Source organism: Halovulum dunhuangense, from assembly GCF_013093415.1.
GTDB classification, from domain to species: domain Bacteria; phylum Pseudomonadota; class Alphaproteobacteria; order Rhodobacterales; family Rhodobacteraceae; genus Halovulum; species Halovulum dunhuangense.
On record NZ_JABFBC010000004.1, the window covers coordinates 15,938 to 39,849 of the forward strand.

25 protein-coding genes are annotated in these 23,912 nt (G+C 66.3%); 14 read left to right on the forward strand and 11 right to left on the reverse strand.

Features of this window, described 5'->3' with window-relative positions:
* The first annotated feature begins 90 nt into the window (after positions 1-90).
* The 6 genes from HMH01_RS16165 (at position 91) to HMH01_RS16190 (ending at position 5,709) form a co-directional block, all read left to right on the forward strand.
* A complete protein-coding gene (locus tag HMH01_RS16165) occupies positions 91-960 on the forward strand; it encodes an ABC transporter ATP-binding protein (RefSeq protein ID WP_171326836.1) in 870 nt (289 codons plus the stop codon).
* 27 nt (positions 961-987) lie between these two features.
* The gene (locus HMH01_RS16170) at positions 988-1,761 is read left to right on the forward strand and encodes an ABC transporter permease (RefSeq protein ID WP_171326837.1); all 774 of its coding nucleotides are present in this window, start codon (positions 988-990) and stop codon (positions 1,759-1,761) included.
* 42 nt (positions 1,762-1,803) lie between these two features.
* A complete protein-coding gene (locus tag HMH01_RS16175; RefSeq protein WP_171326838.1) occupies positions 1,804-2,832 on the forward strand; it encodes an ABC transporter substrate-binding protein in 1,029 nt (342 codons plus the stop codon).
* A 77-nt stretch (positions 2,833-2,909) separates the two neighbouring features.
* Positions 2,910-4,412 (forward strand): amidohydrolase family protein, encoded by a 1,503-nt coding sequence (locus tag HMH01_RS16180; RefSeq protein ID WP_171326839.1) that lies wholly within the window; start codon positions 2,910-2,912, stop codon positions 4,410-4,412.
* Complete coding sequence (locus tag HMH01_RS16185) at positions 4,396-4,821, forward strand: nuclear transport factor 2 family protein (protein ID WP_171326840.1); 426 nt, start codon at positions 4,396-4,398, stop codon at positions 4,819-4,821. The genes HMH01_RS16180 and HMH01_RS16185 overlap by 17 nt, the downstream gene beginning before the upstream one ends.
* A 3-nt stretch (positions 4,822-4,824) precedes the next feature.
* Positions 4,825-5,709, forward strand: coding sequence for a polysaccharide deacetylase family protein (locus HMH01_RS16190; RefSeq protein WP_171326841.1), 885 nt, complete (start codon positions 4,825-4,827; stop codon positions 5,707-5,709).
* 100 nt (positions 5,710-5,809) lie between these two features.
* On the opposite strand, the gene HMH01_RS16195 is transcribed toward HMH01_RS16190, so the two are convergent.
* The 3 genes from HMH01_RS16195 to HMH01_RS16205 all read right to left on the reverse strand — a co-directional run bounded on the left by HMH01_RS16195 (position 5,810) and on the right by HMH01_RS16205 (position 9,281).
* Positions 5,810-7,093, reverse strand: a complete 1,284-nt coding sequence (locus HMH01_RS16195; RefSeq protein WP_171326842.1) for a PQQ-dependent sugar dehydrogenase — start codon at positions 7,091-7,093, stop codon at positions 5,810-5,812.
* A gap of 220 nt (positions 7,094-7,313) precedes the next feature.
* Positions 7,314-7,631 carry a c-type cytochrome gene (locus tag HMH01_RS16200; protein WP_171326843.1) on the reverse strand — a complete coding sequence of 106 codons (318 nt, stop codon included), beginning with the start codon at positions 7,629-7,631 and terminating at the stop codon, positions 7,314-7,316.
* 177 nt (positions 7,632-7,808) lie between these two features.
* Positions 7,809-9,281 (reverse strand): ferredoxin reductase family protein, encoded by a 1,473-nt coding sequence (locus HMH01_RS16205; RefSeq protein WP_171326844.1) that lies wholly within the window; start codon positions 9,279-9,281, stop codon positions 7,809-7,811.
* A gap of 125 nt (positions 9,282-9,406) precedes the next feature.
* On the opposite strand from HMH01_RS16205, the gene HMH01_RS16210 reads away from it, so the two are divergent.
* Positions 9,407-10,486, forward strand: a complete 1,080-nt coding sequence (locus HMH01_RS16210; RefSeq protein WP_171326845.1) for a polyheme membrane-associated cytochrome C — start codon at positions 9,407-9,409, stop codon at positions 10,484-10,486.
* A 124-nt stretch (positions 10,487-10,610) separates the two neighbouring features.
* Here HMH01_RS16210 and HMH01_RS16215 read toward each other — a convergent pair whose 3' ends face one another.
* A complete protein-coding gene (locus tag HMH01_RS16215; RefSeq protein WP_171326846.1) occupies positions 10,611-11,489 on the reverse strand; it encodes a LysR family transcriptional regulator in 879 nt (292 codons plus the stop codon).
* Positions 11,490-11,595: 106 nt separating this feature from the next.
* On the opposite strand from HMH01_RS16215, the gene cuyA reads away from it, so the two are divergent.
* From cuyA to HMH01_RS16250, 7 genes are all read left to right on the forward strand, one after another.
* Positions 11,596-12,663, forward strand: a complete 1,068-nt coding sequence (gene cuyA, locus HMH01_RS16220; RefSeq protein WP_171326847.1) for a D-cysteate sulfo-lyase — start codon at positions 11,596-11,598, stop codon at positions 12,661-12,663.
* Between the two features lie 46 nt (positions 12,664-12,709).
* Positions 12,710-13,579: an amino acid ABC transporter substrate-binding protein gene (locus HMH01_RS16225; RefSeq protein WP_171326848.1), complete on the forward strand. Its 870-nt coding sequence runs from the start codon at positions 12,710-12,712 to the stop codon at positions 13,577-13,579.
* A 69-nt stretch (positions 13,580-13,648) separates the two neighbouring features.
* Complete coding sequence (locus tag HMH01_RS16230; protein ID WP_171326849.1) at positions 13,649-14,365, forward strand: amino acid ABC transporter permease; 717 nt, start codon at positions 13,649-13,651, stop codon at positions 14,363-14,365.
* A 2-nt stretch (positions 14,366-14,367) separates the two neighbouring features.
* Positions 14,368-15,024 carry an amino acid ABC transporter permease gene (locus HMH01_RS16235; RefSeq protein ID WP_171326850.1) on the forward strand — a complete coding sequence of 219 codons (657 nt, stop codon included), beginning with the start codon at positions 14,368-14,370 and terminating at the stop codon, positions 15,022-15,024.
* Positions 15,021-15,749, forward strand: coding sequence for an amino acid ABC transporter ATP-binding protein (locus tag HMH01_RS16240; RefSeq protein WP_171326851.1), 729 nt, complete (start codon positions 15,021-15,023; stop codon positions 15,747-15,749). Before HMH01_RS16235 ends, HMH01_RS16240 begins: the two co-directional genes overlap by 4 nt.
* Positions 15,750-15,905: 156 nt before the next feature.
* On the forward strand, positions 15,906-16,067 hold the full coding sequence (locus HMH01_RS16245; RefSeq protein WP_171326852.1) for a hypothetical protein: 162 nt from the start codon (positions 15,906-15,908) through the stop codon (positions 16,065-16,067).
* A 44-nt stretch (positions 16,068-16,111) separates the two neighbouring features.
* On the forward strand, positions 16,112-16,984 hold the full coding sequence (locus HMH01_RS16250) for a glycosyltransferase family 2 protein (RefSeq protein ID WP_171326853.1): 873 nt from the start codon (positions 16,112-16,114) through the stop codon (positions 16,982-16,984).
* 21 nt (positions 16,985-17,005) lie between these two features.
* Here the strand turns inward: HMH01_RS16250 and HMH01_RS16255 are convergent, their stop codons facing one another.
* The 7 genes from HMH01_RS16255 to rfbC are packed head-to-tail and all read right to left on the reverse strand — an operon-like array spanning position 17,006 to position 23,701.
* Positions 17,006-17,929, reverse strand: a complete 924-nt coding sequence (locus tag HMH01_RS16255) for a glycosyltransferase (protein WP_171326854.1) — start codon at positions 17,927-17,929, stop codon at positions 17,006-17,008.
* Positions 17,930-17,939: 10 nt separating this feature from the next.
* A complete protein-coding gene (locus HMH01_RS16260) occupies positions 17,940-19,019 on the reverse strand; it encodes a glycosyltransferase (protein ID WP_171326855.1) in 1,080 nt (359 codons plus the stop codon).
* Between the two features lie 41 nt (positions 19,020-19,060).
* Positions 19,061-20,317: a lipopolysaccharide biosynthesis protein gene (locus tag HMH01_RS16265; RefSeq protein WP_171326856.1), complete on the reverse strand. Its 1,257-nt coding sequence runs from the start codon at positions 20,315-20,317 to the stop codon at positions 19,061-19,063.
* Between the two features lie 45 nt (positions 20,318-20,362).
* The gene (gene rfbA, locus HMH01_RS16270; protein ID WP_171326857.1) at positions 20,363-21,247 is read right to left on the reverse strand and encodes a glucose-1-phosphate thymidylyltransferase RfbA; all 885 of its coding nucleotides are present in this window, start codon (positions 21,245-21,247) and stop codon (positions 20,363-20,365) included.
* Entirely contained in the window at positions 21,241-22,098 is an 858-nt protein-coding gene (gene rfbD, locus HMH01_RS16275) for a dTDP-4-dehydrorhamnose reductase (protein ID WP_171326858.1), read from the reverse strand. The genes rfbA and rfbD overlap by 7 nt, the downstream gene beginning before the upstream one ends.
* Positions 22,095-23,138: a dTDP-glucose 4,6-dehydratase gene (gene rfbB / locus HMH01_RS16280; protein WP_171326859.1), complete on the reverse strand. Its 1,044-nt coding sequence runs from the start codon at positions 23,136-23,138 to the stop codon at positions 22,095-22,097. Before rfbB ends, rfbD begins: the two co-directional genes overlap by 4 nt.
* A complete protein-coding gene (gene rfbC, locus HMH01_RS16285; RefSeq protein WP_171326860.1) occupies positions 23,135-23,701 on the reverse strand; it encodes a dTDP-4-dehydrorhamnose 3,5-epimerase in 567 nt (188 codons plus the stop codon). The genes rfbB and rfbC overlap by 4 nt, the downstream gene beginning before the upstream one ends.
* Between the last annotated feature and the right edge of the window lie 211 nt (positions 23,702-23,912).

Sequence of the window (23,912 nt, forward strand, 5' to 3'; positions counted from 1 at the left end):
ACGCCCAAAACTTCAGCACTTCGCGCATAATTCAGAATTCACTTACTAACGCTGCTTAACAGCCCGCCCCCCGCGCTGTCACTTGGCGGCATGAGCATCCTGGAAACCATCCCCACCCCGGCCCGATCCGCTGCGCAGGCGCAGCCCACGGGCCATGACGGCGCGGTCCATCCCCGCCCGGCGATCGAGCTGATCGAGGCATCGGTCGTCTTCGGCACGGGGGAAAAGACCGTGACCGCCCTGTCGCCCACCACGCTGCGCATGGAGCGGGGCGACTTCGTCGCTCTCGTAGGCCCCTCGGGCTGCGGGAAATCCACCATCCTCCGGCTTGTCAGCAACCTGATCCGCCCCTCCTCGGGCGAGGTGCTGCTGGGCGGGCGCGAGGCCGCGGCCAAGGCGGTTCGGATCGGCATGGCGTTCCAGAACCCGACCATGCTGCCCTGGCTCACGATCGAGAAGAACGTGATGCTGCCGCTCAAGATCGTGGAGCCGTTCAAGCAGAGTTTCCAGCGCGACCGCAAGGGCGCCTATCGCGACCGGGTGCACGCGCTGCTGGCGCAGGTCGGGCTGAAGGATTTCGCCGGGCATTTCCCCTGGCAGCTGTCGGGGGGCATGCTGCAACGTGCCAACCTGTGTCGGGCGCTGATCCACGAGCCCGACCTGCTGCTGCTCGACGAACCCTTCGGCGCGCTCGACCAGTTCACCCGCGAAGAACTGTGGCAGACGCTTCAGGAACTCTACCTCGACCGCAAGCCCACGGTGCTGCTGGTCACCCACGACCTGCGCGAGGCGGGATATCTTGCGCGTCGCATCTGCGTGATGAGCGCGCGGCCCGGCCGGGTCATATCCGACCGCGCGGTGGACATCCCCCAGCCGCGCGACATCGGCATCATCTACACCCCCGAATTCGTCGAGATGACCCAAGGTTTGCGCGAGCTGATCGCGCAGATCCGCAAGTGACCGCCACCGCGTAACGGAGTGCGCCCGATGACCGAAAGCCACAAGATCAAGCTGATGTCCTACTCGCTGATCGCGGGCTTCTTCCTGACCTGGGAAGTGCTCTGCGTGCTGCTGGGCGTGTCGGACCTGATCCTGCCGCGCCCGTCCGAGATCCTGGTGACGATGTGGACGCGCTTCCCGGTGCTGTGGCCGCATATCGTGCAGACGCTTTACGCCACGCTCACGGGATTTGCGCTGGGCGTGCTGATCGGGGTGTCCATCGGCGTGCTGATCGGCACCTCGCGCATCGCCTACGGGGTGGCCTATCCGCTGCTGGTGGGCTTTTCCTCGATCCCCAAGGTGGCGGTGGTGCCGATCTTCGTGCTGTGGTTCGGCTCGGGCACGACGCCCGCGATCCTGACGGCCATGGTGATCTGCGTCTTCCCCATCGTGGTGAACATCGCCACGGGCCTTGCCACCACCGAGCCCGATCTCGAGGACGTGCTCAAGACGCTGGGCGCATCGAAGCGCGAGATCCTGTGGAATGTCGGCCTGCCACGCACCATGCCCTATTTCTTCGCCTCGCTGAAGGTGGCGATCACGCTGTCCTTCGTGGGCGCCGTGCTCTCCGAGACCGTCGCCTCGAACCGGGGCATCGGCAACGTGATGATGACGGCGTCCTCGAATTTCCAGGTCTCGCTGGTCTTCGCCGGGCTGATCATCCTGGCCCTGATGGGGGTGGCGCTTTACGCGGCCTTCTCCTTCCTCGAGCGCCGGGTGACCGGCTGGGCCACGCGCGGCAACGACATCGCCGTCAGCTGAGTTCCGACTACCCCTGCAACCCGCCAGAGAAGGACCACGCGAATGAGACACTCCCTGTTCGGCGCCGCAATCGCCATCGCCACCGCACTGTCCCCCGCCTTCGCCCAGGCCACCGACATCCGCTTCACCCTGGGCTGGAAGACGCAAGGCTCGGACGCGCCCTTCCTGCTGGCCCTTAGCAAGGGGTATTTCGCGGAAGAGGGGCTGAACGTCACCATCGACCAGGGCGAGGGGTCGGCCGCGACCGTCACCCGGATCATGGGCGGGGCCTATGACGCGGGCTTCGGCGACATCAACGCGATCATCCAGAACGCCGCCCAGCGCCCCGGAGAGGCGCCGGTCATGGTCTACCAGCTGTGGAACCGCCCGCCCTTCGCGATCGTCACGCCTAAGTCGAGCGGCATCGAGACGGTGGCCGATTTCGAGGGCCGCACGCTGGGCGGCGCCCAGGGCACGCCCACCACGCGGCTGTTCCCGGTCTTTGCCGAACTGAACGGCGTCGACATCACCAAGGTCAGCCAGGAGAACATGGCGCCGAACCTGCAAGAGCCCATGATGATCCGCGGCGACATCGACGGCGCCTTCGTCTTCACCATCACAAGCTGGTTCAACCTGATCGCCAACCGCCAGGACCCGGCCGCCGACTACAACTGGTTCCAGTTCGAGGATTACGGCATGGACCTGTATTCCAACGGGCTGATGGTGTCCCAGGCGCTTCTGGCCGAGAACCCCGACGCGGTCGCCGCCATGGTGCGCGCCGTCAACCGCGCCACGCTGGAGGTGGCCAAGGACCAGGACGCCGCGATGGAGGCGATCATGGCCTTCGACAACCTGGTGGACCCCGAGATCGAGCGCGCGCGCCTGAACTTCGCGCTGACCAACCTGATGAACGCCCCCGAGGCCGACGAGATCGGCATGGGCGACCTGGTGGACGAGCGGCTGACCCGCTCGATCGAGATAGTGGCCCAGGGCTACGGGCTGGAGCGTCTGCCCGACGCCTCCGAGATCTTCGACCGCTCTTTCCTGCCGCCGGTCGAGGAGCGCCGTTTCGCCGTCGAGATCATGAACTGATCCACCCCGCGCGCCGGCCGGACCCGTCTGGCCGGCGCGCCCCTGTTTCCTGATCCCCCAATGGCCCGAGGTTCCGCGTGCCCAGCCCTGCCAGACTGATCCGCGGCGGCCTCGTGCTGGTCGGGAACACGCGCTTCGAGAGCGTCTCGATCCTGGTGCGCGACGGCCGCATCAAGGCCCTGATCGACGGCGACGGCCCCGCGGATGTCGAGGTGATCGACGCGGCGGGCCGCATCGTGATCCCGGGGCTGGTGAACGGGCACACCCATTCGCACGGCGCGCTGGGCCGGGGTGGCGTGCCGGACGATGCCACGCTCGAGACGTTCCTTGCCGGGGCGGGCGCCCTGAACGGAAACCGCCACGTCGACGACCTGCGTCTGAGTGCGGAACTCTCTGCCGTCGAGATGATCCGCAAGGGCTGCACCGCCTGTTTCGACCTGAGCGTGGAGTTGCCAAGCCCCAGCGTCGAGGGCATTCACGCGGTGGCGATGGCCTATCATGGGGCCGGCATGCGGGCGGTGGTCGCGCCGATGATCTCGGACCGCACGATCCACCAGGCGCTGCCGGGGCTGCTTGACGCATTTCCGCCCGAGATGCGCGCGGCCCTTGCCGCGATCGCCATGCCCCCCTGGACCGAGACGCTGGCGATCTGCGCGGACGCCGTGCAGCGCTGGCCGGTGCCCATGGACCGGGTCCGGCCCGGCATCGGCCCGGCCATCCCGCTCCATTGTTCCGACGATTTCCTGCGCGCCTGTGCTGCTCTCGCGGATGACTGCGACCTGCGGCTTCAGACCCACCTGGCCGAAAGCCGGATGCAGCAGGTGGCAGCCCGGCGCCGCTACGGCACCAGCCTGACCGCGCATCTCGGGGCGCTGGGCGTGCTGTCGGCCCGGGCGAGCGGCGCGCATGGCGTCTGGCTGTCCGAGACGGAGGCGCGGCTTCTGGCCGCCAGCGGCACCGGCATCGTGCACAACCCCATGAGCAACCTGCGGCTCGGTTCGGGCACCGCGCCGGTGCGGATGCTGGCGGATGCGGGTGTCGGCCTGGGGATCGGCACCGACGCCTCGAACACCTCGGACGGGCAGAACATGTTCGAGGCGATGCGCCTTGGCGCCACGCTCAGCCGGGCGCAGGCCGCAGCGCCCGAGCACTGGATCGGCGCGACCGAAGCCTTCCGCATGGCGACCGAGGGCAGCGCGCGGATCCTGGGCCTCGACCGGGTCGGCCGGATCGAGGAGGGCTGGGCCGCGGATCTGCTGTTTCTCGATGCCGACTACTGCCATTATGTGCCCCTGCGCGACACGCTTTCCCAGATCGTGTTCGCCGAGAATGGCGCGGCGCTTCGCGAGGTGATGATCGCGGGCGACTTCGTGCTCAAGGACGGGCGCGTCCTGACGCTGGACGAGACGGCGCTGGCCGAACGCGCCCGCACCGCCGCGCGGCGGCTGGATGCCGCCAACGCGCAGGCGCGGCAGATGGCCGATGCGGCCGCCGTGATCGTGCGAAGCTTCTGTCGCGGCGCCTGCGCCGATTTCCCCCCCGCAAGTCATCAACGAGGATCGCATGGACCAGAAAACTGATCCCGTGGCCGCCGCAAAGGCCATCGTCGAAACCTATCTCGAGCTGTCGATGATCCCCGACCCCGTCGCAGCCTCTGCCCATATCAGCGAGGATTTCGAGCTGGTCTTCACCGGGGGGCGGCGCTTTGCGAACCCCTCGGAAAGCGCCGCCTTCAACGCCCGGCGCTATGCCTGGGTGAAGAAGCGCTTCCTGCGCACCGATGCCGCGCTGGACCCCGAGACGGGCGACGTGCATGTCTACAACACCGGCTATCTGTATGGCGAATGGCCCGACGGCACGCCCTTCGAGACGAACCGCTACATGGACAAGTTCATCGTGCGCGACGGCAAGCTGGTGCGCACCGATGTCTGGAACGACAGCGCCGAGATCCTGCTCTTCAAGGCGGGGCTGGCGGAAGCGGAGCTCTGATCCATGCAGAGGCACCACGGGCGCTATGACTATGTGCCGATCACCCGGCGCGCCGACTACACCTGGCCGGGTGGCGCGCGGCTGGCGGTCTATCTGGGCCTGAACCTGGAGCATTTCGCCTTTGGCGAGGGGCTGGGCGCAGAGCTTGCGCCGGGCGGGCCGCAGCCCGACGTGCTGAACTACGCCTGGCGCGACTACGGCAACCGGGTCGGCGCCTGGCGGATGCGCGAGATGTTCGATGCGCTGGAGATGCCCGCCAGCATCATCGCCAACAGCGCGATGTACGACTACGCGCCCGAACTGATGGACAGCTTCCGCGCCCGCGGCGACGAGGTGGTGGGCCATGGCCGCACCAATTCCGAACGCCAGAGCGTGCTGGCGGAGCAGGAGGAGGCGCAACTCATCGCCGAGGCGACGCAAGCGATCACGCAGGCCGAGGGCGTGGCGCCCCAGGGCTGGCTGTCGCCCTGGATCGCGGAAAGCGCCGTCACCCCGGACCTGCTGGCCGAGGCGGGCTATGGCTACACGCTGAACTGGTGCATGGACGACCAGCCGGTCTGGATGCGCACGCGGGCGGGCCGGATCCTGTCGATCCCCTATCCGCAGGAGGTGAACGACATCCCCTCGATCGTCGCGCGCAAGGACGGGGCGGCAGATTTCGCCGACATGATCATCGACAATTTCGACGAGATGCTGGAGCAGTCCCGCGCCCAGCCGCTGGTCATGGGCATCGCGCTGCATCCCTACCTGGTGGGCCAGCCCTACCGCCTGCGCCAGCTGCGCCGGGCGCTGTCGCATATCTGCGCGCACCGGGACCGGATCTGGCTGACCCGCGCAGGCGACATCCACACCTATTGCCGGGAGCAGATCGACGGCCTGATCGTCTGAGCGTGGGTGGGCGGCCCGAAACGGAAAACGCGGGCCCCCGTCAGGGGACCCGCGCCCGGCAGATGGCGCGCCGCGGCGGGGCGGCGCGCCGGTGTCGCCCTCAGTTGGCGGGGGTGAGCTTGTGGATCGCGCCCTCGTCCACCGCGGTGTAGAGGCTGCCATCGGGCCCGAGCACCACCGAGCGGAACCGCGCGGATTCCATCGGCAGCGTCATCTCGGTCACGTCCTCGACCTGAAGGTCGTCGGTCAGCTCGACCACGTCGATGCGCTGGCCGATCGGCGTGCCGCCGAAGCCGATGCCCATGACGCCCACGACCATCGCGCCGTTCCAGTCGCCCCACTGCTCGCCCTCGAGGAAGGCGGCAGAGCCGCTGCCCTGGGACCAGCCGTTGTTGTCCCAGATCGGCTGCATCGCGTCGGGATAGGTGTCGAGATCGGTCATCGGCATGAAGGCCGCGCGCTCGTAGCGGTTCATCCCCTCCATCTGGTTCGGGCTGTAGCCGCAGTAGTTGTCCGGGCAATCGCCACGGCCGGCCATGTTGGGCCGCGGATCCCAGCCGCCATTGCCGCCGTTCACCAGGACGGTGATCTCGTCCGAGTGCCAGGGGCCATGCTCGACCACGATCGGCGTGCCGGTCGCAGGCTCGAACGCGATGCCCTGCACGTTGCGGTGGCCATAGGTATAGGCCCGCTTGTCGAAGCCCTCGGGCGGGTTGTTGTCGGGATGCGCGTTGCCGTCGGTGTCGATGCGCAGCACCTTGCTGCCCATCAGCGTCGGGCTCTGCGGGATCTCGGCGTTGTGGTTGTCGCCCGTGGTCAGCCAGAGCGCGCCATCGGGACCGAAGCGCACGCGCCCGCCGTTATGCGCGCCGGGCCCGCCGAAGGGGTGATCCGAGGCCGCCATCTTGTAGGGCACGTCGTCCACGATGTCGGTACGATCGGACACGCCGGTGAAGTCCTCGCTGACCACCAGCCGCATCAGGCGGTTGGTGTGCGGCGTGACCATGTTCGAGGTCGAGTAGACATAGATCCGGCGGTTCTCGGCGAAGTTCGGATCGATGGCCACGCCCATCATGCCGGCCTGCCCCTCGCAGAACAGGTCGTCGGCGGTGCTGGGGTAGCCCTCCGAGCCGGACATGCCCAGAAGCGGCTTCACCTCGCCCGAGGGCATCAGCACCGACAGGCCCTTGCACTTCTCGGTGAAGAACATCGTGCCGTCCGCAAGGAAGGCCATGTCCCAGGGGCTTTCGAGGTTGTCCAGAACGACGCTGTGCTCAAGCGCGGTGGTGTTCATGCCGGTCTGGGCGGTGGCCGGAAGGGCGAGCGCGCCGGCAACCAGCGGCACCAGGAAGAGCGCGGATGCGCTGCTTGTACGAAGTTTCATTGTATCCTCCCAAGGGATCGTCTTTTTCTGTCGACGCCGGGCCGGACAGCTGGTCCGACCCTGGGCGAAGCAGTGGGCGGAGAGTACGCTTCGCCGGGTCCGCCTTCAATTGATTCCGAAGCCGGTGCATCGGAAATTCATGTTTCCGCACAATGGGAAAGCGCCATACGAAAACGGCCGGCGCGTGCGCCGGCCGGTGTCCTGCAACCTGTGGGCCTGCCTATTTGAAGGCGGTGGTGATGTAGCCCACGATGTTGACGATATCCTCGTCGGACAGCTCCTGCGCGAAGGGGATCATCAGGGGCGAATTCGGCCCGATCCGCTCTCCCGCGCGATAGGTCTCCAGCCGCTCGGTCAGGTAATCCGCTTCCTTGTCGGCCAGCTTGGGATAGGCCGACATGCCCTGCGCCTTGGGCCCGTGGCAGTTGCGGCAGACCTGCTGATAGGCCTTCTCGCCGGCCGCGACATCCGCCTCGCCTGCCTGCGCGGTCGCTGCAAGCCCGGTCATGCCCAGCGCCAGGATGAATGCTCGATACATCTGTGTCCTCCCCTTGTGTCCTTGCCGGGGCCCGGCGATGCGGCGGGGCCCCCGCGTCCCGTGACGGGACAGGGCCCGGCCGGCGAACGCACCCCCGACTTCTACAGGCTCCGCAGGCGCAATCAAGCGGGTCCATTCGGGGTGCGCCGCCTGCGCGTCGCGCCCGCCGACGATCCCTCAGCCAAGGGCGGCCACGAAGGCGGCGATACCGATGCCAAGTGCCAGCGCGAGCGCAAGAAAGCGCCGCCTGAGGCGCCGGTCCAGCCGTGAGGCGCCTTCGGAATAGTCGAACCGCTCGTACATCACGCGGTCCATGGGAAGCCCCAATTCGATCAGCCCGTCGGCGACCGCCGTCACCATCGGCCCCGGCCCGCAGATCAGCGCCACGGTGCGGGCCGGGTCCAGCCCGTCCAGCATTTCCGCCATCCGCGCATGGTCGAGCCGCCCCACCGCGCCCGACCACCCGGACGACGGCGTCTCGCTCAGAAGAAGCGTCCGCAGGTCGAGCCGCGCCTCCGCGGCCGCGATCTCGCCCAGACAGGCGAGGTTTTCGGGCGCGCCCGCGGCATAGGCCAGGCGCACGGGCTGTTCATGCCCGCGCGCGACCAGGTCGCGCAGAAGCCCCATGATTGGCCCGATCCCCGCGCCGCCCGCGATCAGGAGGACCGCGTCCTCGTCCCGGCCCTCGAGGGTGAAGGTGCCATATGGCCCGTCGATCCCGATGGGCGTGCCGGGGGCAAGCTGCCCGATCCGCCCGGTGAAGTCGCCCGCCTCCTTGACGATCAGGCTCAGCCCCGGCCGTTCGGGGCTGTCGGCGACGGAGAAGGGGTGATCGAACAGCGGGAAGCGCCGCGCGCCTTCGGTCATCCAGACGAACTGTCCCGCGCGGTAGCCCAGCGGCGGCGTGCCCGGCACCGGCTGGATGTCCAGCTCCCAGATCCGGTCGGCCACCCTGACGACGGAGGCAAGGCGCCAGGGCCGCCGGTGCAGCCGGGCCCAGCGCCACCCGTAGAGCACCGCGACAATGCCCATGACCAGCGCGCCCAGCGCCCACCAGAACAGGCCCAGCGCACCCGTGGCGCTGAACCGGCCCACCGCAAGCGCGTGGTGCAGGCCCGCGCCCAGCGCGAGGGCCGCCAGCAGCACATGGGCGCCGCGCCATGCCTCGTAGCGCAGTCGCAGGCGCTTCTGAAGCGCCGAGCCGATGACAAGGATTGCAAGCGCCGCGAGCGCCACGACCCCGCTGCGGTAATGCGTCAGGGTGGCATAGGCCCGAAGCCGCTCTGCCCCCAGGGCGGGATCGGCAAGAGATGTCGGCACGACATAAAGCACCGGGTGCAGCAGCAGCGCCAGCAGCACCCACCAGGCGGCGGTCTTGTGAAAGGCCATGACGCGATCGACGCCGAGATGCCCTGAGACGATCTGGAACCGCCCCGAGGTCACGAACTGCACCGCCATCGCCGCAAGACCCGCAAGGCCCAGACCCGCTGCCGCCAGCTCCCATGTGGCGGCGGGCGCGACGGTGCGCGTCGCGGCAAGCGCAAGGGGCGCGAGACAGGCCGCCGGATAGAGCAGGGCCGCCACCCAGGCGGGAAGGCGTGGCGACTGGTGGGCGTCGGCGGATCGGCTGCCGGCCGGCGCGTCCTGCATGAAACCTCTCCCTTGCATAGGGCCCCAGTTGAGCGGGGCGCGGGCGCATGCTTCCTTGACCTGCGTCAAGGACCTGGTCCGAAAGCCCGGTGCACCCTGTCTTTCCCAGCACGAGAAAGGCCGCCATGCGCCCCGCCCGTTTCCTTTCCGGTCTTGCCGCGTTCCTCGTCCTTGCGGCGATGCCGCTTGCCGCCCAGGACCGCAGCCTTGCCGAGATTGTCGAGGCATGGCTCGACGGCCCGCATGGCGATTACCGCTCGCCCGCCTTCACGCACTGGAACCCGGAGGGCGAGGTTCCGGCCGCCTGCGCCGCCTGCCATTCGGAAAGCGGCATGCTGGACTGGCTGGGCGCGGATGGCAGCGCGCCCCTTGCGGTAGAGCATCCCGGCACGATCAACACCGTGATCGGCTGCGCCGCCTGCCATGTCTCCGAGGCGGGGGCGCTGGATGCGGTGCCGTTCCCCTCGGGCGTCACCGTCGGCGGGCTCGGTTCTTCGGCGACCTGCACGGTCTGTCACCAGGGCCGCGCCTCTGCCGACAGCGTGGCAAGCGCGACGGACGGAATGGATCCGGACGCGGTGTCGCCGGATCTGCGGTTCATCAACGTGCATTACGGCGTGGCGGCCGCGGTGCTGCACGGCGCGGATGCGCGCGGCGGGTTCGAGTATCCGGGCCGCGACTATGCGGGCCGTTTCCGCCATGTCCCGAGCGTGGGAAGCTGCGTCGCCTGCCACGAGCCGCACACGACCGAGGTGGACACCGGACGCTGCTTCGCCTGCCACCAGGGGACCGGCGACATCACCGGGATCCGCACCCGCCACGCCGATTTCGACGGGGACGGCGTGACAAGCGGTGGCATCGCGTCCGAGATCGAGGGGCTGCACGCCGTCCTCGGCAACGCCATCGCCACCTATGCGCGCGAGATCGCAGGCAGCCCCATCGGCTACGCGCCCGGCCGCTTTCCCTATTTCTTCAACGACAGCGATGGCGACGGGGCGATTTCCGACGCCGAGGCGCTTGGTCCCAACCGCTATGCCAGCTGGACGCCGCGGCTGCTGATGGCGGCCTACAACTACCAGCTTGTGGCCAGGGATGGCGGCGCCTGGGTCCACAACCCAGCCTATGCGATCCAGCTGCTGCACGACAGCATCGCAAGCCTGGCGGATGTCGCCGAAGTCGGGCACGGGCGGCTGAGCCGACCGTGACGGCATGGGCCGGCCGGCGCTGTTCTTGCACGAAGAACGTCGCTTGAAACCATGAACATGACGCACCTATGGCAGCTTCCCTTCGGCCCCGCGGACGCGCGGGATCGGCGGCGCTCAGACCCCCTCAGATGCCGGACAGGAAGCGTTGCGCATCGGCGCTCTGCTTCGAGAAGAAGACGCTGACATCAAGCGCGATCTGCCCGAAGCTGGGCGCCAGGTTGACCAGGTCCCCGGCCGCGATCTGGCGCAGGCACAGGCTGTGCGGCAGCCAGGCCACGCCGAGCCCGGCTTCGGCCAGGCTAAGCGCCGCCACGCTGAACGCGGTCTCGATGGCGACCCGGCCGCCGTGATCGAACAGCACCGCGTCCCGGCCGTTGCGGTGGATCAGCCGTCCGAAATGGCTGTCCGGGGGGTACTGGATCAGCGGGAAGGGGGCCTTGGGAATGCCATCCTCGGTCAACCTGTGGCGCAAGGCCCCGCCGCAGACCGGCACGAGTGTATCGCGCATCCATGTGCGGCGGCCGATCGTGTCGTCGAAGGGCAGGGGCGGGAAGCCGCGCGCCTCGTAGATCATCAGAAGGTCGGCCTCGCCGCGCAGGAAGAAGGAAACGCAGTCCTCGCGGTTCATGGTGCGCAGCCGCGTGATCAGACCGGGCTCTGACCTGTGCAGGGCCACCAGCGTATCGCGCATGACGCTTGCGGCCAGGGCGTGCTGGGTCGCGAGGACAAGGCGCCCCGCCCCGGTCGTTCCGTCGCGCAGGCGGGCGCGCAGGGCCTCGATCCGCTGGATCGTCGCGCGGATTTCCAGCTCGTTGGCAGCAAGCGCCGGGTGCAGCGCGATCCGGTTCTTCCGCCGCTCGAGCAGCGGGATGCCGACCCAGTCCTCGAAGCTTTGTATGCGCCGCGAGAACGCCGGCTGCGTGATGTTCCGCCGGGACGCCGCGCGGCTGAGGTTTCCCTCTTCCAGAAGCGCGAGCACATCATCGAGAAGCCGTGAGTCCATCCGCCCGCTCATATCAATTGTATGAGCGGTCAAGGATAGAAGCATTTTTCGCGGCTGGTCAACGTTGCTAGACCAGAGGCAACATTGAATTTCGAAAGGCCTCCCCATGAGTGCGGTTTCCCCGGCCCCCGTCGCCCAAAGCAACATTAAGGATCGCTGCGACGCGATCCGGCGCAAGCTGGAGCATTTCCCCCGCGTGTCGCTTGCGCATCTGCCGACACCGCTCGAGCCGATGGACCGCTTGAGCGCGCATCTGGGCGGGCCGCGCATCTGGGTCAAGCGGGACGACTGCACCGGCTTGTCGGGGGGCGGCAACAAGACCCGCAAGCTCGAATACCTGATGGCCGACGCCCAGGCGCAGGGCGCCGACTGCGTCATCACGCAGGGCGCCACCCAGTCGAACCACGCGCGCCAGACGGCGGCGGCGGCCGCGCGGCTGGGGCTTGGCTGTCATATCCTGCTGGAGGATCGGACCGGCTATACCGACCCCGACTACACCGACAACGGCAACGTCCTGCTGGATCGCATCCACGGCGCGACGGTGGACCGCAGGCCCGGCGGGGCGGACATGGCCGCCGAGATGGAGACGCTGGCCGACACGCTGCGGGCAAAGGGCCGGCGGCCCTATGTCATTCCCGGCGGCGGATCGAACCCGGTCGGTGCGCTGGGCTATGTGAACTGCGCGCTGGAACTTCTGACCCAGGCCGAGGACATGGGGCTCAAGATCGACGCGCTTGTCCATGCCACCGGAAGCTCTGGCACGCAGGCGGGGCTGGTCGCCGGTCTGGCGGCGGTCGAGTCCGATCTCGACCTGCTGGGCATCGGCGTGCGGGCGCCGCGCGAGAAGCAGGAGCAGATGGTCTACGACCTTGCGTGCCGGACGATGGACCACCTCGGCGCGGGCTTCACGGTCGCGCGCGAGCGCGTGCGCGCCAATTGCGACCATGTCGGCCCCGGTTACGGCCTGCCGACCGAGGGCATGAAGGACGCGGTGCGCCTGCTTGCACGGCTCGAGGGGCTGCTGTTCGACCCGGTCTATTCCGGCAAGGGACTGGCCGGCCTGATCGACCTGGTCGGGCGCGGGGATTTTGCAGACTGCAAGAACATCGTGTTCCTGCACACAGGGGGCAGCGCCGCGCTGTTCGGCTATGCCGATCTGTTCTCTGCCGACTGATATCGACAATCCGGGAAAACCAACAATCCACGACAGGAGAGGCCAAATGAAGAAACTCAGCATCCTGATGGCAGGCGCGGCCGCGATGGCCGTCCTTGGCACCACCGCCCTTGCGCAGGACATCACGAGCGGGCGCCTGGGCGCCATCGCCGAGCGCGGCAGCATCGTGCTCGGGCACCGCGAAAGCTCGGTCCCGTTCGCCTATCTCGACGAGAACCAGAACCCCGTCGGCTACAGCATAGACCTGTGCATGGCCGTGGTGGCCGCCGTCGAGGAGACGCTGGGCAAGGATCTCGAGGTGCAGTTCGTGCCGGTGACCCCGCAGACCCGCATCGCGCTGATGGCGAACGGGACGATCGACCTGGAATGCGGCTCGACCACCAACAACCTGACCCGGCAGGAGCAGGTCGAATACCTGCCCGTCACCTTCATCACCGGGACCAAGATCCTGACCCGCAAGGATTCCGGGATCGCGTCGGTCGACGATCTGGATGGCAAGACCATCGCGCTTGCGCAGGGAACCACCAACGAGCGCGCGATCAAGGCGGCGGTCGAGGAGCGTGGCCTCGACGTGCGGATCCTGCCGGTCAAGGACCATGCCGAAGGCATGCTGACGCTTGAGACGGACCGGGTCGACGCCTATTCCACCGACCACATCCTGCTGCACGGGCTGATCCAGAAATCGCGCACCCCCGACGACTTCGCGGTGGTCGGCGACTTCCTGTCCTATGATCCCTACGCGCTGATGATCCCGCGCAACGAGAGCGACTTCGAACTGGTCGGCAAGCGCGCGCTGGCCGCGCTGTTCCGCTCGGGCGAGATCGGCGAGATCTACGAGCGCTGGTTCGGGCCCATGGGGGTCGAGCAGTCCGACCTGCTTCAGGCGTCCTTCCAGCTGAACGCGCTGCCCGAGTAACCGGCCGGGCCAGGGGAAGGGGGCGGCCGACCGCCCCCTTTCGCTACATGCCAACGGGGATGTTTTCGCATGGACTACAACTGGAACTGGGGCGTCCTTTTCGAGGAACCCTATCTCGGCTGGCTGGTCATGGGCGTGCAATGGACCTTTGCCGTGGCCATCGCGGCCTGGGCGCTGGCGCTTGTGGTGGGCATCCTTGTGGGGGTCGGGCGCACATTGCCCTCGCGCCCGATCGCCCTGGTCTGCACGGCCTATGTGGAGCTGTTCCGCAACGTGCCGCTGCTGCTGCAGATGTTCCTGTGGTACTTCGTGATGCCCGAACTGGTGCCCGACGACATGGGGCGCTGGATCAAGCGCGACATGCCCAACCCCGAATACGTCACGGCGGTCATCGCACTCGGGCTCTACACCGCCAGCCGGGTGGCCGAGCAGGTGCGCGCGGGTATCGAGTCCGTCGGCACGGGGCTGACCAACGCGGCCTATGCCAACGGGTTTTCGGTGGCGCAGACCTATCGCTACGTTCTGTTGCCGATCTCGTTCCGGCTGATCGTGCCGCCGATGACCTCCGAGTTCCTGACCATCTTCAAGAACTCCTCGCTGGCATTGACGATCGGGCTTCTGGAACTGACCGCGCAAAGCCAGCAGATCGCGGAATACACCTTCAACGGCTTCGAGGCCTATACCGCCGCCACCGTGATCTATGTCTGCATCGCGCTTGTCGCGACGCTGGTGATGCAGGTGGCTGAACGCTACACGCGTATCCCCGGCTACATGGGGTCGAAATAGCCATGGCCGGGTTCGATTTCGCCGTCATCCTGAACAACCTTCCCTTCCTCTGGCAGGGCTTGCAGCTGTCGCTTCTGCTGACCGGTCTCGCGATCCTTGGCGGCATCGTCTTCGGCACGCTGCTTGCGCTGATGCGGCTTTCGGGGATCCTGCCGCTGTCGCTGCTGGCGGCCACCTATGTGAACCTGATCCGGTCGGTGCCGCTGATCCTGGTGATCTTCTGGTTCTACTTCCTCGTGCCCCTGGCGCTGGGCCGCCCGATCGGCAGCTTCTACTCGGCGCTGATCGCCTTCACCCTGTTCGAGGCGGCCTATTTCTCGGAAATCATCCGCGCGGGCATCCAGTCGGTGCGCAAGGGCCAGGTCCATGCCGGGCAGGCGACCGGGCTGAACTACTGGCAGATCCAGCGCCACATCGTCCTGCCCCAGGCGTTCCGGAACATGATCCCGATCCTTGTCACGCAGGGCATCATCCTGTTCCAGGACACGAGTCTTGTCTTCGTCGTGTCGCTCAGGGACTTCATGACCGTCTCGTCCATCGTCGCCCGCACCGAGGGGCGGCTTGTCGAAATGTACATCTTCGCCGCCTGCGTCTATTTCGTGATCTGTTTCGCGGGATCGCTGTTCGTGCGGCACCTGCAGAAGGCGCGCACCGCATGATCGAGATCGAGAGACTGTCGAAATGGTACGGCGACTTCCAGGTCCTGACCGACTGCACCACGCGGGTCGCCAGGGGCGAGGTGGTGGTGGTCTGCGGCCCCTCCGGTTCGGGCAAGTCGACGCTGATCAAATGCGTCAACGGCCTGGAGCCGGCGCAGAAGGGCCGCATCACCGTCGAGAGCGTGGACGTCACGGCGCGTGGCACCGACCTGACGCGGCTCAGGTCGCGCATCGGGATGGTGTTCCAGCATTTCGAGCTTTACCCGCACATGACCGTCCGCGAGAACCTGTGCCTTGCCCAGCAGAAGGTGCTTGGCCGCAGCCGCGACGAGGCGGTCGCCAAGGCCGAGGCCCTGCTCGAGCGGGTGGGCCTGTCGCAGCACATCGACAAGCATCCCGGCGCGCTGTCAGGCGGCCAGCAGCAGCGGGTCGCGATCTCGCGGGCGCTGGCGATGGACCCGGTGGCGATGCTGTTCGACGAACCGACCTCGGCGCTCGACCCCGAGATGATCAACGAGGTGCTCGACGTCATGGTCGAACTCGCGCGCGAGGGCATGACGATGATGGTCGTGACCCACGAGATGGGCTTCGCGCGAAAGGTCGCGGACCGCGTGGTCTTCATGGATGCCGGCGCCATCGTCGAGGATCGTCCGACCGAGGAGTTCTTCGGCAGCCCCAGCAGCGATCGCGCGCGGGACTTCCTGAGCAAGATCCTGGACCACTGACGAACGGTCCGGCGACCGGCCGGCCGGGTCTCGGGCGCCGACAGGGCGGGGGCGGAACCAAGTTGATGGCGCGCGCGGTCTTCGATACGCTTGAAGCCGCGCAAGGGTGTGACGCCGGGCCATACCTGGCGCAGCCGGCAGCGGTCAGGAGGACATATGGATCCGCTCGACAATCTTGTGTTCTGCCTGTTCTCTCCGGACGGAACGCTGAGCGACCTGCAAAGGCTCCAGGCAGGGATGTACCACGAAGCGGGATACGCGCTGGTCCTTGCGGTGAACACGCCGGCAAGGATTGCGGCGGACGGACCCTGCGGTTGAGGCGCTTGGCCCTGATCGCGTGAAACAGACGGGCTGAACGCCAAATGAACAATCCGCGAGTCCTCGTTCTGCTTTCCACCTGGAACGGTGAGAAATTTCTGGAGGAGCAACTCGACTCGATCTTTTCACAGGACTTTGGAGGGACCATTTCGATCCTTGCCCGAGACGATGGGTCAAGTGATGCGACGGTGGAAATACTCCGATCCTATGGCCCCGAGAGAATACGCGTCGTGGTTGGAGAGAACCTTGGACCGGCGCGCAGCTTCCTCACGCTTCTTGAGTGGGCCAAGGATATTGAGGCCGAATACTACGCGCTGTCGGATCAGGATGACGTATGGAAGCCGCAGAAGATCGCGCGGGCTATAGAATGCCTGCAAAGGTCAGGTTCAGGTTTTTACTGCTCGGCGCTCGATCTGGTGGATGAGGAACTCAGACCCCTGTCAAGGTATCGGCATGCCGGTGATCAGAGTTTGGCAAGCACGCTGATCGGAAACTACGCGACCGGATGCACCTGCGTCATGGATCGCGAATTTCTCGAACATTTGCGCTTTCCCGTTCGATCGTCGCAGATTCTGATGCACGACTGGTGGCTTTCACTGACCGCAAGTGCGAACGGTTCGGTCCGATATGACAACGAGAGCCATATCCTCTACCGCCAGCACGGGGCAAATCACGTAGGTCTTCGAAGCAGTGTTGCGGGTGTGTTGGAGCGTGGCCTGAAGGCGCTGAGGCGGTCTCGCAGTTCTTCGTGCCTGTCTCAAGCTCAGGAATTCAAGGCGGCCTATGGCGCCGATCTGCCGGCCGACGCCTCGCGGATGTTGGCCGAGTTTTTAAACGCCTCCCGAACGTTGCCCGGCCGCCTGTGGTTCGTGCTCGGGAACCGCAAGAGCGTCGGCGCCCTCTCTGCCATTCGCTAAATCCTTCGGCCCTGACCGGCGTCACGCCCGGTCGGCTCCGTTCCGGCGGATCCCCGCGTCGAGCAGGATCAGAAGCAGCATCAACGCCTCTGGCAGCCTGCGGCGGCAGCTGCGGAAGTGCACGAGCGGCACCCACAGCCGCGTCGGGCGAGGATCGCGCACATAGTCGATGACCGGCCCGCCCCGCGCCCCCGCGATGTCGGCGATCAGGCGCACCTGGTCCAGATACCAGCCGGAGCGGATCATCCCCAGCCGCTTGCGCAGGGCCGCGATGCCGGTGGCGGCGCCCATCACGTTGACCGCGTGCTGCCGATAGTCGAGGCCCGGGAACCGGTCGATCCCCCATGTCATCCCGGCCTCGCGAAGGATCGCATAGATCAGCCAGTCATGCGCGTCGACCCGGTGCAGAAGGGCCGGGTCGGTCGCCCGCAGCCGCCTGCGCAGGAAATCGGCCGAGGCGCGCGGCAGGACGAAGGTGTTGCCGGGCCCGCCGGATTCGAACAGGTGGTCGCGGCTGCGCTGCGGCTGGCTCTTGCGGATGTACCTGCGCCTGCCATCCGGCCAGAAGGCGGTGATGTCCGACGAATAGGCATCCAGCCCGCCCGCGCGGATGCGCCCGACCGCGCGGTGCAGCTTGTCGGCGCGCCAGATGTCGTCCTGGTCGGCAAGGGCCACATGGTCGAAGTCGCTCCAGTCCACGTCGAGCAGAAGCCGGAAGAAGTTCCGCGCGGCACTGCCGTGCCGCCGGGCGGGCAGCAGCGTCATGCGGTCGGCGCAGACATGTCGCGCCACCTCGAGGGTGCGGTCGGTCGAATTGTCGTCCGACACGAACACATGCACCGCGACCCCTTCGGAGGCGAGGATGGACTCCAGCTGCGCACCCACCCAAGCCCCGCCATTGTGGGTCGCCATCAGGACCGCGACGCGGGGCGGGGGAGTGCTCATCTTTCGAAAACTATATCCGGCGCTTCAGAAAATAATATACTGGTCGTAACGGCTGTTTGATTTTCAACTTTGATATTTTCAAATTATATCGAAAAAGCTCAATCAATATATGAATTTTTTCAAAAAATGATAGGTGTTTTTTTGAATCAATAAAACAATTTTTATCCAGGAAAAAATTTTCAATGTAAAAAGGCAATCTAAATTCATCGCGTGACAGCGAGGTGCTGAGAAGATCAAGCGAAATATAATCAATACGTTCTATTTCATCTGCGATGGTGTTGGCGCTCTTTATTTTTGAGGTACATCTGCCGGAAAAATTGTAGAATGAGGCGCGCTCAAAGTTTTCGGCTGTTAACCAGCCTGGTCCGCCAAACCTATCGTAGATATACACCGGTCGCCTACTTGCGATAGCGTACTGAACCGTCTTCCCTATAGTGAGGACCATATCGTGATCCTGAATGTCTCTTGGTGATACACGCTCGTTCTTGAACTCCGATCCCCTTCTCGTAACAGAAAACCCCTTTTCTTCTAATATTTTTAAGGCGTTTATAACTTCTTCTGGAAAATGATTTGATACCGCCAAAATGCTTTTTGGCGGATCGCTAGGAGCATCCAGGGAGAAAAATGCCTCTGGCGCCGGATTGGGAAATAACTTGAGTTTCTCCTCCGGTAAGCCCAGTTCCACCATCTTTTGCATTGTTTCACGACTGTTGCATAAACCACAACTCGAAAAAAGGGACTCGATATTTGAGCCTGGGAATTCTAGAGGCACATAAGGAGATAGGTGCCCGTATATAATCTTGGGTAGCTTTCCTGCTTTGGCTGCGTGAATGAGCTGGTTCGCAAACAAGGAAAGAACCTGATGTTGGCAATATACAACATCAAAATCAGCAATTTTAATATTTTTTCTTTTCCGAACGAATGAAATCGAATTGTATTTGAGTTTTTCTATGAAGCTGTCTCCAAATATATTTGCAAAAACACATACTTCATGCCCTCTTTTTTCGAGCTCTTCTGCAATCTCTATGATTACGGTTTCGCTTCCTGCCCATTCAAAAAGCTGATTAGTTAAAAGTAGAAAGCGAGCCATTATTGACCTTTTTTAAATTGCGCTGGGCATACAGCACACTTTCATGTTCTGGGCGGTCCAAGTGACGTTACAATCAGCATGATTACACTACTTCGTATAAACCACGCCCCCGCAAGCGCTGCTGCCGCGCCATGCACGCCCCACTGCATGGTGGCCTGCGGGAACGCCAGGATCAAGACCGCGCAGCCCAGCCCTGCGGCCAGCATCGTGGCCCGGCGCCTGCCACGGACCAGCAGCATCTGCGAGAACCCGGTTGGCAGCACCACCAGCGCGCCGATGATGATGCCCGGTGCGAGCAGGCTGCCGGTCAGCGCGAATTCAGCGCCAAGCACCGTGGTCACGGCCCACGGCCCCGCGGCGAAACCGAGTGCCGCCGCCCCTCCGAACAGCAGAAGCGCTGCTCCGGCGGTGAGCAGGCCGTAGCCGTGCGCCCGCGGATCCCCGTTGGCGACCGACCGGCTCAGGGCCGGCAGCGCCGCCTGGTAGAAGGGAATGACGGCCGCCACCAGCAGGTTGCCCACCTGAAGCGCGAGCGCGAACTGGCCGATGGTGGCCAGGTCCGACGGCCCGAAATGCCGCAGAAGGATCAGCGGGCCGGCCGACAGCCAGGCCGTCAGCATCGCCGTCACCCCCAGCGTCGCGCCCTGGCCGAGGATGGGGCGGATCTCCGAGGCGGCGATGGTCAGCCGGACCCGTGCGACATGCCTGTTCATCAGGACAAGGCCGAGTGCCGCCTCGGTCATCATGGCCAGCGCATGGACGGCCATGATCCCCAGGATGCCGCCCCCCGCCCAGAGCAGGGCGACGCCGGTCGCCACCTCGGCCAGGCGCATAGCGACGGACAGGCGGACCTGCCGTGCGGGCGACTCGCAGGCGACGAAGACCGTGCGCACCCACAGCGAAAGGCTGCGCCCGACCAGCGCCGGAACCGCCAGAAGCAGGGCGATGCGGATGGTCGGATCGGGCTCGACGAGGCCGGCATAGGCCGCAAGCCCGGCACCGGCGAGCGCGCCCAGCGCCACGCGGATCGTCAGCGTCGCGCCCAGGTAGCGCCCGGTGCCCTGCCGCGAGGCGCCCAGCCGGACCGGGATCAGCGCATCGAGCCCGAAGCCCGACAGCCCGACCCCCAGCAGATAGGCCGCCGCCGCATAGGCCCAGACGCCATAGCCCTCGGCCCCGATGTAGTGCGTGATCGCCAGGATGTAGCCGAAGCGGATCGCCGTCTCGATCCACATGGCGCCCGACAGCAGGATGCCGTTGCGGGCGATGGCGCGCAGCCCGGCCCCGAATGTCGGCATCCTTCCGCTCAGCATCCCGTCATTCCCCGTTTCCCTGCCGGCCGGTCAGCGCCTGCCCAGCACCGCCTCGCGCAGGTACTGGCCATAGCCGGTCTTCTCGAACATCTTCGCGCGCCGTTCCACCGCCTCGGCGTCGATCCAGCCCTTCTGGAAGGCGATCTCTTCGGGGCAGCCGACCTGGAGACCCTGCCGTTCGGTCAGCGTGCGCACGAAGTTCGAGGCGTCGAGCAGGCTGCCATGGGTTCCGGTGTCGAGCCAGGCAAAGCCGCGGCCCATCTTCTCCATCCGCAGGCTGCCCTCGGCGCGGTAGAGTTCCAGCAGATCGGCGATCTCCAGCTCCCCGCGGGCCGAGGGTGTCAGGCGCGCGGCCCGTTCCGGCGCCCGCCCGTCAAGGAAGTAGAGCCCGGTCACCGCGTAGCTGGAGGGGGGGCTTGCGGGCTTCTCGACGATCGCGCGCACCTCGCCCTCGGGGCCGAAATCGATCACGCCGTAACGCTGGGGGTCGGTCACATGGTAGCCGAACACGGTGGCGCCGTCGGTCCTGGCATCGGCCGTTGCCAGCACTTCCGGCAGGCCGTGGCCGAAGAAGATGTTGTCGCCCAGCACCATCGCCGACGGGGCCCCGGCGAGAAAGTCCTCGGCCAGCAGATAGGCCTGCGCCAGCCCGTCCGGCAAGGGCTGCGCGATATAGGTGAAGTTCAGGCCCCAATGGCTGCCATCGCCCATCAGGCGCCGGAACTGCGGCTGATCCTCGGGCGTGGTGATCAGCGCGATTTCCCGGATGCCCGACAGCATCAGCGCGGAAAGCGGGTAAAAGATCATCGGCTTGTCGTAGATCGGCAGCAGCTGCTTGGAGACGCCCATCGTGATCGGCCAGAGCCGCGTGCCCGACCCGCCGGCCAGAATGATCCCCTTGCGGCGTGTCAGCATGCGCCCAGCTCCTTCAGTATGTCTTGCAGCCCCGTGCGCCAGTCCGGCCGGGCGATCCCGAAATCCCGCTCGAACCCGGAACAGTCGAGGCGCGAGTTCAGCGGGCGGCGCGCCGGGGTCGGATAGGCCGCGCTCGGTATGTCGAGGATGCGGCAGGGCAGGGTCGCACCGGCCATGACCGCGCGGGCAAGGTCGGCCCAGCTTGCATCCGGCGCCCCGGCGAAATGATGCGTGCCGCCCGGATGGCCCGCCGCCAGCACCGGCAGCACGGCATGTAGCGCATCCGCGATCGCCGCTGCGGGGGTCGGCCCGCCGATCTGGTCCGCCACGACGTTCAGCGTCTGCCGCTCCTGTCCCAGCCGCAGCATGGTCTTGACGAAGTTCGTGCCATGCGCCGAGATCACCCAGCTGGTGCGCAGGACAAGCGCCCGGGCGCCGCTGTCCCGGATCGCCTGTTCGCCGGCCAGTTTGGACCGGCCATAGGCGCCCAGCGGGTTGGTCGGCGCGTCCGGCGCGAAAGGACGATCCCCCCGCCCGTCGAAAACGTAGTCCGTGGAAAGATGCAGGAACGGGATCGCCAGTTCGACCGCGGCGCGCGCCATCGCGCCGGGGGCGTGAGCGTTCACAAGGGTCGCCGCCGCCTCGTCGTCTTCGGCCCGGTCGACCCCGGTCCAGGCGGCAGCGTTGATCACGGCATCGGGGCGATGCGACATGATCGCCGCGAAACAGGCCTCGGGGATGCCCAGATCCGCGTCGGCACGGTCGAGAAAGACCATGGCCCGGTCCGCGGGGGCACGGCGCGCCAGTTCCCGCGCGACCTGGCCGGTCCTGCCGAAGACCAGAACCCTCATGCGCTCAGGCCCAGCCGGGCGCCGACCCCGTCGCGCTGCAGCAGGGGGCGCCACCAGTCCTCGTTCGCGAGATACCAGTCGACCGTCCGCTCCAGCCCTTCGTCGATGGTAAGCGATGGGCGCCAGCCGAGTTCCGTCGCGATGCGGGTCGGGTCGATGGCATAGCGCGCGTCATGGCCGGGACGGTCGGCGACGAAAGTGACAAGATCGCGGTGCGCGCCCCGGGAACGCGGGCGCTTGCGGTCGAGGATCCCGCAGATCGTGGTGACGATGTCGATGTTGCGACGCTCGTTCTCGCCGCCGATGGCATAGGTGCGGCCGGGCCTTCCGCGTTCGAGAACCAGCAGAAGCGCCTCGGCGTGATCCTCGACGAAAAGCCAGTCGCGGATGTTGGCGCCCTTGCCGTAGACGGGCAGGGGCCTGCCCGCCAGGGCATTCAGGATGGTGACAGGGATCAGCTTTTCCGGGAACTGGTACGGCCCGTAGTTGTTCGAGCAGTTGGTGACGATCACCGGAAGGCCGTATGTCTCGTGCCATGCGCGCACGAGGTGGTCGGACGCCGCCTTGGACGCCGAGTAGGGCGATCTCGGGTCATAGGGCGAGTCTTCCGTGAAGCGCCCGTCCGGGCCCAGCGAGCCGAAGACCTCGTCGGTCGAAACATGAAGGAACCGGAATCCGTCGGGCTTTCCCCGTGCGCTCCACCAGGCGCGCGACGCCTCAAGCAGGTTGAATGTCCCCGTGACGTTGGTGTCGATGAAGGCGCGCGGCCCGTCGATGGACCTGTCCACATGCGACTCTGCCGCAAGATGCAGCACCGCGTCCGGTTCGTGCGTCGCAAGGATCCGGTCGAGCGCGTCGCGGTCGCGGATGTCGGCATGCTCGAACGCATAGCCGGGGGCGCTGTCCACCGAAGCCAGGTTGGCGGGATTGGCCGCATAGGTCAGCGCATCTAGGTTCACCACGTCGAAGCCGCGCGCGATGGCCAGTCTTGCGACCGCGGACCCGATGAAACCGGCGCCGCCTGTGACGAGGATCTTCACGCGATCTGCCCCTTGCCGAAGGGAGAGTGAAATCCGGAAAAGGGCACCGCCGCGGCGTCCTTTGGCGAAAGCCTGGGCGCGTCTTTCCAGGGCCAGTCTATCCCGACGCTGTCCCAGCGCACCGCCCCCTCCAGGTCCGGCGCATAGCTGTCGGAGCACTTGTACTCGACCTCCGAATTCGGCTCCAGCGTGATGAAGCCGTGCAGGAACCCCTCGGGTATGAAGAACTTCCTGCCATTTCCGGGGGCAAGTTCGATCCCGTGCCAGTGGCCATAGGTGGGCGAGCCCCGTCGAATGTCCACCGCCACGTCGAACACCGCGCCCCGCACGCAGCGCACCAGCTTGGCCTGCGCGCGCGGCGGTGCCTGGAAATGAAGCCCGCGCAGGGTTCCGGGCGCAAGCGACATCGAATGATTGTCCTGCACGAAGGTCACGCCGATGCCTGCCTTGGCGAAATCCCCGGCCGACCAGGTTTCCTCGAAATAGCCCCTGTCATCCACGAAGCGCCGCGGCTCGATGACCAGAAGGTCGGGCAGGTGGGGGACGGGTCTTGCGTTCAGCATTCATTCACCTCGCGCGCAGGTTACGCGTGTTTGCACGCAACATACACCGCAGTTCGATCCCGAGGGCAACCGTCGCGAAGTGGTCCGGCCAGCCGCCAGCCGTCGGGATCGGCCCGCCCGGACCCCTGCGCGCCCGCCCGACGGCGCATCGGATCGGCGTGCCTGCGGGCGGGAGGGGAATCGCATCTGCGCCACGTCGCCATCCGATGCA

Excerpts from the sequence above, each read along its gene's own strand:
- HMH01_RS16265 (WP_171326856.1), bottom strand. The coding sequence starts at position 20,317 with ATGCCGACATTCGGGGCCGGGCTGCGCGCCATCGCCCGCAACGGCATC.
- HMH01_RS16250 (WP_171326853.1), top strand. The coding sequence starts at position 16,112 with ATGAACAATCCGCGAGTCCTCGTTCTGCTTTCCACCTGGAACGGTGAG.
- HMH01_RS16260 (WP_171326855.1), bottom strand. The coding sequence starts at position 19,019 with ATGGCTCGCTTTCTACTTTTAACTAATCAGCTTTTTGAATGGGCAGGA.
- HMH01_RS16175 (WP_171326838.1), top strand. The coding sequence starts at position 1,804 with ATGAGACACTCCCTGTTCGGCGCCGCAATCGCCATCGCCACCGCACTG.
- rfbD (WP_171326858.1), bottom strand. The coding sequence starts at position 22,098 with ATGAGGGTTCTGGTCTTCGGCAGGACCGGCCAGGTCGCGCGGGAACTG.
- HMH01_RS16230 (WP_171326849.1), top strand. The coding sequence starts at position 13,649 with ATGGACTACAACTGGAACTGGGGCGTCCTTTTCGAGGAACCCTATCTC.
- HMH01_RS16170 (WP_171326837.1), top strand. The coding sequence starts at position 988 with ATGACCGAAAGCCACAAGATCAAGCTGATGTCCTACTCGCTGATCGCG.
- HMH01_RS16185 (WP_171326840.1), top strand. The coding sequence starts at position 4,396 with ATGGACCAGAAAACTGATCCCGTGGCCGCCGCAAAGGCCATCGTCGAA.
- HMH01_RS16200 (WP_171326843.1), bottom strand. The coding sequence starts at position 7,631 with ATGTATCGAGCATTCATCCTGGCGCTGGGCATGACCGGGCTTGCAGCG.
- HMH01_RS16190 (WP_171326841.1), top strand. The coding sequence starts at position 4,825 with ATGCAGAGGCACCACGGGCGCTATGACTATGTGCCGATCACCCGGCGC.
- HMH01_RS16195 (WP_171326842.1), bottom strand. The coding sequence starts at position 7,093 with ATGAAACTTCGTACAAGCAGCGCATCCGCGCTCTTCCTGGTGCCGCTG.
- HMH01_RS16210 (WP_171326845.1), top strand. The coding sequence starts at position 9,407 with ATGCGCCCCGCCCGTTTCCTTTCCGGTCTTGCCGCGTTCCTCGTCCTT.
- HMH01_RS16235 (WP_171326850.1), top strand. The coding sequence starts at position 14,368 with ATGGCCGGGTTCGATTTCGCCGTCATCCTGAACAACCTTCCCTTCCTC.
- HMH01_RS16245 (WP_171326852.1), top strand. The coding sequence starts at position 15,906 with ATGGATCCGCTCGACAATCTTGTGTTCTGCCTGTTCTCTCCGGACGGA.
- HMH01_RS16225 (WP_171326848.1), top strand. The coding sequence starts at position 12,710 with ATGAAGAAACTCAGCATCCTGATGGCAGGCGCGGCCGCGATGGCCGTC.
- HMH01_RS16165 (WP_171326836.1), top strand. The coding sequence starts at position 91 with ATGAGCATCCTGGAAACCATCCCCACCCCGGCCCGATCCGCTGCGCAG.
- HMH01_RS16255 (WP_171326854.1), bottom strand. The coding sequence starts at position 17,929 with ATGAGCACTCCCCCGCCCCGCGTCGCGGTCCTGATGGCGACCCACAAT.
- rfbA (WP_171326857.1), bottom strand. The coding sequence starts at position 21,247 with ATGCTGACACGCCGCAAGGGGATCATTCTGGCCGGCGGGTCGGGCACG.
- HMH01_RS16205 (WP_171326844.1), bottom strand. The coding sequence starts at position 9,281 with ATGCAGGACGCGCCGGCCGGCAGCCGATCCGCCGACGCCCACCAGTCG.
- HMH01_RS16240 (WP_171326851.1), top strand. The coding sequence starts at position 15,021 with ATGATCGAGATCGAGAGACTGTCGAAATGGTACGGCGACTTCCAGGTC.
- HMH01_RS16215 (WP_171326846.1), bottom strand. The coding sequence starts at position 11,489 with ATGGACTCACGGCTTCTCGATGATGTGCTCGCGCTTCTGGAAGAGGGA.
- rfbC (WP_171326860.1), bottom strand. The coding sequence starts at position 23,701 with ATGCTGAACGCAAGACCCGTCCCCCACCTGCCCGACCTTCTGGTCATC.
- cuyA (WP_171326847.1), top strand. The coding sequence starts at position 11,596 with ATGAGTGCGGTTTCCCCGGCCCCCGTCGCCCAAAGCAACATTAAGGAT.